At 74.0% G+C, this 5,162-nt stretch carries 6 protein-coding genes; 5 read left to right on the plus strand and 1 reads right to left on the minus strand.

Annotated features, from left to right (window positions below; genetic code table 11):
• From KBX39_RS22340 to KBX39_RS22360, 5 genes are all read left to right on the plus strand, one after another.
• Positions 1–246 (plus strand): metal ABC transporter solute-binding protein, Zn/Mn family (locus KBX39_RS22340; protein ID WP_210872341.1); only part of this gene is annotated, 246 nt, incomplete at its 5' end.
• On the plus strand, positions 243–1,007 hold the full coding sequence (locus KBX39_RS22345) for a metal ABC transporter ATP-binding protein (protein ID WP_030503147.1): 765 nt from the start codon (positions 243–245) through the stop codon (positions 1,005–1,007). The genes KBX39_RS22340 and KBX39_RS22345, both read left to right, overlap by 4 nt.
• A 1-nt stretch (position 1,008) precedes the next feature.
• Positions 1,009–1,884 (plus strand): metal ABC transporter permease, encoded by an 876-nt coding sequence (locus KBX39_RS22350; protein ID WP_043329036.1) that lies wholly within the window; start codon positions 1,009–1,011, stop codon positions 1,882–1,884.
• A gap of 43 nt (positions 1,885–1,927) precedes the next feature.
• A complete protein-coding gene (locus KBX39_RS22355; RefSeq protein WP_210872342.1) occupies positions 1,928–2,230 on the plus strand; it encodes a helix-turn-helix transcriptional regulator in 303 nt (100 codons plus the stop codon).
• A 52-nt stretch (positions 2,231–2,282) separates the two neighbouring features.
• On the plus strand, positions 2,283–2,888 hold the full coding sequence (locus KBX39_RS22360; protein WP_210872344.1) for a hypothetical protein: 606 nt from the start codon (positions 2,283–2,285) through the stop codon (positions 2,886–2,888).
• A 396-nt stretch (positions 2,889–3,284) separates the two neighbouring features.
• Here KBX39_RS22360 and KBX39_RS22365 read toward each other — a convergent pair.
• Positions 3,285–5,162 (minus strand): acyl-CoA dehydrogenase family protein (locus KBX39_RS22365; RefSeq protein ID WP_210872346.1); only part of this gene is annotated, 1,878 nt, incomplete at its 5' end.

The following is a 5,162-nucleotide window of genomic DNA, read 5'->3' on the forward strand; positions in this document are numbered from 1 at the left end:
CCCCCGGAGTCCGAGCCGTCGCCGCAGCGCCTCGCCGAGGTCGCCGAGGAGGCCCGGGAGCACCAGGCCGGCACGATCTTCTTCGAGACGCTGGTCAGCCCGAAGGTCGCCGAGACGATCGCGCGTGAGGTGGGCGCGAAGACGGCGGTGCTGGACCCGCTGGAGGGCCCGCCCGCCGACGGCGACTACCTCTCCGCGATGCGTACCAACCTGCAGACCCTGCGAACCGCTCTGGACTGTTCATGACCCCACCCGTGATCGAGATCGCGCACGCCACAGTCGGCTACGACGGCCGCCCGGTGCTGCGTGACGTCTCGTTGACAGTGACCGCCGGCGAGGTGGTCGCCGTGCTCGGCGCCAACGGCTCCGGCAAGTCGACGCTCGTGCGCGCCGCGCTCGGCCTGGTGCCGGTCGGCGCCGGGTCGGTCGCCCTGTTCGGCACGCCGCAGCGCCGCTTCCGGCAGTGGCACCGAATCGGGTACGTGCCGCAGCGGCTCGGCGCGGGCAGCGGAGTGCCCGCCACCGTACGCGAGGTGGTGGCGTCCGGGCGGCTGGCCCGCCGCGGCGTGCTGCGGCCCGCCGGACGGGCGGACCGGGAGGCGGTGGCGGCGGCGCTGGACGCCGTCGGGCTCGCCGACCGGGCCGGCGACCCGGTGTCCACGCTCTCCGGCGGCCAGCAGCAGCGCACCCTGATCGCCCGCGCGCTCGCCGGCGGGCCGGAGCTGCTGGTGCTCGACGAGCCGACCGCCGGGGTGGACGCGGCCAGCCAGGAGGCGTTCGCCGGGGCGCTGCGCTCGTTCCGCGACGGCGGCGGGACGGTGCTGCTCGTCGCGCACGAGCTGGGCCCGCTGCGCCCGCTGATCAGCCGGGCCGTGGTGGTGCACCAGGGCGGCATCGCCCACGACGGCGCCGTGCCGGAACCCGCCGGCCACCACGCCGACCCCGACCACGAGCACGTGCACCCGCACTGCGACGAGGAGCCCGCCCGGCTCTGGACAGGCATCTGAGATGGACCTCTTCCAGTACGACTTCATGCTCCGCGCCCTGGTCGGCGCGCTGATCATCGGGCTGGCCGCGCCCGCGCTCGGCATCTACCTGGTGCAGCGGCGGCTGGCCCTGATCGGCGACGGGATCGGGCACGTGGCGCTCACCGGCGTCGGCGCGGGCCTGCTGCTCAACCGCTCCCCCGTGCTGGTGGCGGTGATCGCCGCGACGCTCGGCGCGATCGTCATCGAGCTGGTCCGCGCGTACGGGCGCACCTCCGGCGACCTGGCGCTGGCGCTGCTGTTCTACGGCGGCATCGCCGGTGGCGTGGTGCTGGTCGGGCTCTCCGACGCCAGCAGCGGGGCGCTCAACGCGTACCTGTTCGGGTCGCTGACCACCACCTCGCAGGGCGACCTGGTCACCATCGGCGTGCTCGGCGCGGCGCTGCTGGTGACCATGCTGGTGCTGCGCCCGGCGCTGTTCGCGGTCTGCCACGACGAGGAGTACGCGCGCGTCTCCGGCCTGCCGGTACGCGCGCTGAACCTGATCATCGCGGTCGGCACCGCGATCACGGTGACCATCGCCATGCGGGCGGTCGGGGTGCTGCTGATCAGCGCGCTGATGGTGGTGCCGGTGGCCACCGCGCAGCAGGTGACCCGGGGCTTCCGGTCCACCATGGCGGCGGCCATGGCCCTGGGGCTGTTCGCCGCCGGCGCCGGCGTCTGGGTGGCGGCCACCGCGGACACCGCCCCCGGCGCGTCGGTGGTGCTGGTGGCGATCGGCTCGTTCCTGCTGGTCGCGCTCGGCGCGGCCGGTGTGCGGGCGCTGCGACGTCGGAGCGGGAGCGACCGGGCCGCGCCGCCGGTCGAGCCCGCCGAGCACGAGGTGCTGCTCGGATGAGGCCCTACCGGCTGACGCAGCTGGGATTGGTTACCGTTACAGGGTGACCGGCACGAACGGGTACGACGCCTTCGAGGACGCGGGTGACCTGCTGCGCGCGCTCTCGGCCCCGATCCGGCTCGCGATCGTCAGCGAGCTGGCCGAGGGCGAGCGCTGCGTGCACGAGCTGGTCGAGAAGCTCGGCGCGCCACAGCCGCTGGTCTCCCAGCACCTGCGGGTGCTGCGCGGCGCCGGGGTGGTACGCGGGTCGCGGCGCGGCCGGGAGATCGCGTACGCCCTGGTGGACGACCACGTCGCGCACATCGTGGCGGACGCGGTCAGCCACGCCGGTGAAGGGCCCTCCTGAGGCGCGAAACTGTCTCGTGCCGGCAGGGCCGAGCCGTGGCAGGCTGTCCGGCGTGAAGATTTACGCCGACCGCTTTCCCACCGCGGCCCGCCAGTTCCTCACCGACCTGCTCGTGGTCGCCTGGGTGTACGCGGCGATCCGCTTCGCGCTGTGGCTGCACGACGTGGTCGAGAAGCTCGCCGTACCCGGGCAGAAGCTGGAGGGGGCCGGCGGTGGCCTCGCCGACAACCTGGCCGACGCCGGCGGCAAGGTCGGCCGCGTGCCGCTGGTCGGCGACGAGCTGACCGCGCCGTTCACCCGGGCCGCCGACGCCGCCCGCGCGGTCGCCGAGGCCGGCAGCGACCAGCAGGAACTGGTCGGGCAGCTGGCGCTCGGGTTGACCATCGCGGTGCTGGTGTTTCCGCTCGGCCTGGTGCTGTTCGGCTGGCTGCCGCTGCGGGTGCGCTGGATGCGCCGGGCCGGCGCGGCGAAGGCCCTGGCCGGCGCGCCGGCCGGCCGGGACCTGCTGGCGCTGCGCGCGCTGGCCGGTCAGCCGCTGTCGAAGCTGAACCGGATCGCGCCGGACGTCGCCGAGGCGTGGCGGCGCGGCGACGACGCGACCGTCGACGCGCTCGCCGCGCTGGAGCTGCGCGGGCTGGGGCTGCGCGGCGGCCGCTGACGTCCCGGCTCCCGGCTCCCGGCTGATGCACTTCTCGGCGTTATGCCTCTGAGTCATATTTATGAGAGGCATAACGCCAAAACAGAATCCTTCCTCTGGCACCACGTGACACCGCGTAACGGGTCGCTGGCCCCGCCTGAGGACCGCCGGTCCGACGGCACGCCGCAGATCCGGCACCACGGCCACGGGCCCGGGCCACGCCGCGACACCAGCTCGCTCCCCCGGTTCGGGAACGGAGACCGGTGGGGCGCGGCCGAAGTTCCTGCGCGGCCGGGCAGTCGCCGGACTCCGCGTGGACCGACGGACGACGCCGTCCGCAGGCGCAGCACGCCGGAACCCGGCACCGCACCGGCGGACGACGACCGCCGCGCGGGCGCGCCGAGGCGTAGCGGTTGGTCAGCGGGCCGGCGGGATGCGGCGGCGCACGTCCTCGGCGGTGGACGGCCCCGGTTCCCAGCGCGCCACCCACGGCAGGTCGGCGGGCGGCGTGAGGACGCCGTCCTCCAGCGAGGCGTACCGGCCGGCGACGATCCGCTTGGCGGCGGCCACGTCGACCGAGTCGGTGTTCGACCACAGGCCGGTGAACAGCTCGTCGACGCGCAGCCGCGCCTGACGGCAGAACAGGTCGGCCAGCTCGACGTTCTCCGGGTGCGCGTCCCGCTCGGCGTAGGCCCGGACGCAGACCGCGCTCATCGCGAACAGCTCCGCGCCGATGTCCACCACCCGGCCGAGGAACGCCTGCTTACGCTCCATCTTCCCCTGCCACCGGGACATCGCGTAGAACGTCGACCGGGCCAGCTTGCGGGAGGTCCGCTCGACGTGGCGCAGGTGCCCGGCCAGCGGCCCGAACTCCTGGTACGCCCCGGGCGTCTGCCCCTTGCCGACAGCGAGCGTGGGCAGCCACTTGGCGTAGAAGGCGCCGGCCCGAGCGCCCGCCTTCGCCTTGCGGCCCAGCCCGGCGTCCGGGTCGATGATGTCGCCTGCCACCGACAGGTGCGCGTCGACCGCCTCGCGGGCGATCAGCAGGTGCATGATCTCGGTGGAGCCCTCGAAGATCCGGTTGATCCGCAGGTCACGCAGGAGCTGCTCGACGGCGGCGGGCCGTTCGCCCCGGGCGGCGAGCGAGTCGGCCGTCTCGTACCCGCGTCCGCCGCGGATCTGGATCAGCTCGTCGGCGATCCGCCACGCCATTTCGCTGGCGTAGAGCTTGACCAGCGCCGCCTCGATCCGGATGTCGTTGCGGTCGTCGTCGGCGAGCATGCAGGACAGGTCGAGCATGGACTCCATGCCGTACGTGGTGGCGGCGATGAACGACAGTTTCTTCGCCACCGCCTCGTGCTCGGCCACCGGTCGGCCCCACTGGACCCGGTCCGCCGCCCACTCCCGGGCCACGTTCAGCGCCCACTTCCCGGCGCCCACGCACATGGCCGGCAGCGAGAGACGGCCGGTGTTCAACGTGGTCAGCGCGATCTTCAGGCCCTTGCCCTCGCCGCCGATCACGTTCTCGGCCGGCACGAACACGTCGTGGAAGCGGGTGAGGCTGTTCTCCAGGCCGCGCAGCCCGACGAAGGAGTTGCGCCGCTCGACGGTGATGCCGTCGCTGTCGCCCTCCACCACGAACGCGGTGATGCCGCCGCGCCGCCCCTCGCCGGCCGGCACCCGGGCCATCACCACGAGCAGGGTGGCGAGCGTGCCGTTGGTGGCCCACAGCTTCACCCCGTTGAGCCGGTAGCCGGTGCCGTCCGCCGTCGGCTCGGCGGTGGTGGCGAGCCGGGCCGGGTCGGAGCCGACGTCCGGTTCGGTGAGCAGGAATGCGGAGACCTCACCGGCGGCGAGCCGGGGCAGGAACCGGTCCTTCTGCTCGGGTGTGCCGAACATCTTCAGCGGCTGCGGCACGCCGATCGACTGGTGCGCGGAGAGCAGCGCGCTGACCGCCGGGTTCACCGAGCCGACGAGCATCAGCGCCCGGCAGTAGTGCAGGTTGCTCAGCCCCAGTCCGCCGTACTTGCGGTCGATCTTCATGCCGAACGCGCCCAGCCCGGCCAGTCCGTGGAACACCTCGTCGGGGATGCGCGCGTCCCGCTCGATCGCCTCACCGTCCACCTCGGACCCCAGGTACGCCCGCAGCGAGCCGAGGAACTCGTCGGCACGGGCCACCTCGGCCGGGTCGGGGCGGGGCCACGGGTCGATCAGGTCGAGCCGGAACCGGCCGAGGAACAACTCCTTGCCGAAGCTGGGCCGGTCCCAGGCCGACTCGCGGGCCGCCTCGGCGAC

Origin of the sequence: Micromonospora sp. D75, from assembly GCF_018070405.1 — a bacterium.
GTDB classification, from domain to species: Bacteria; Actinomycetota; Actinomycetes; order Mycobacteriales; family Micromonosporaceae; genus Micromonospora; species Micromonospora chalcea.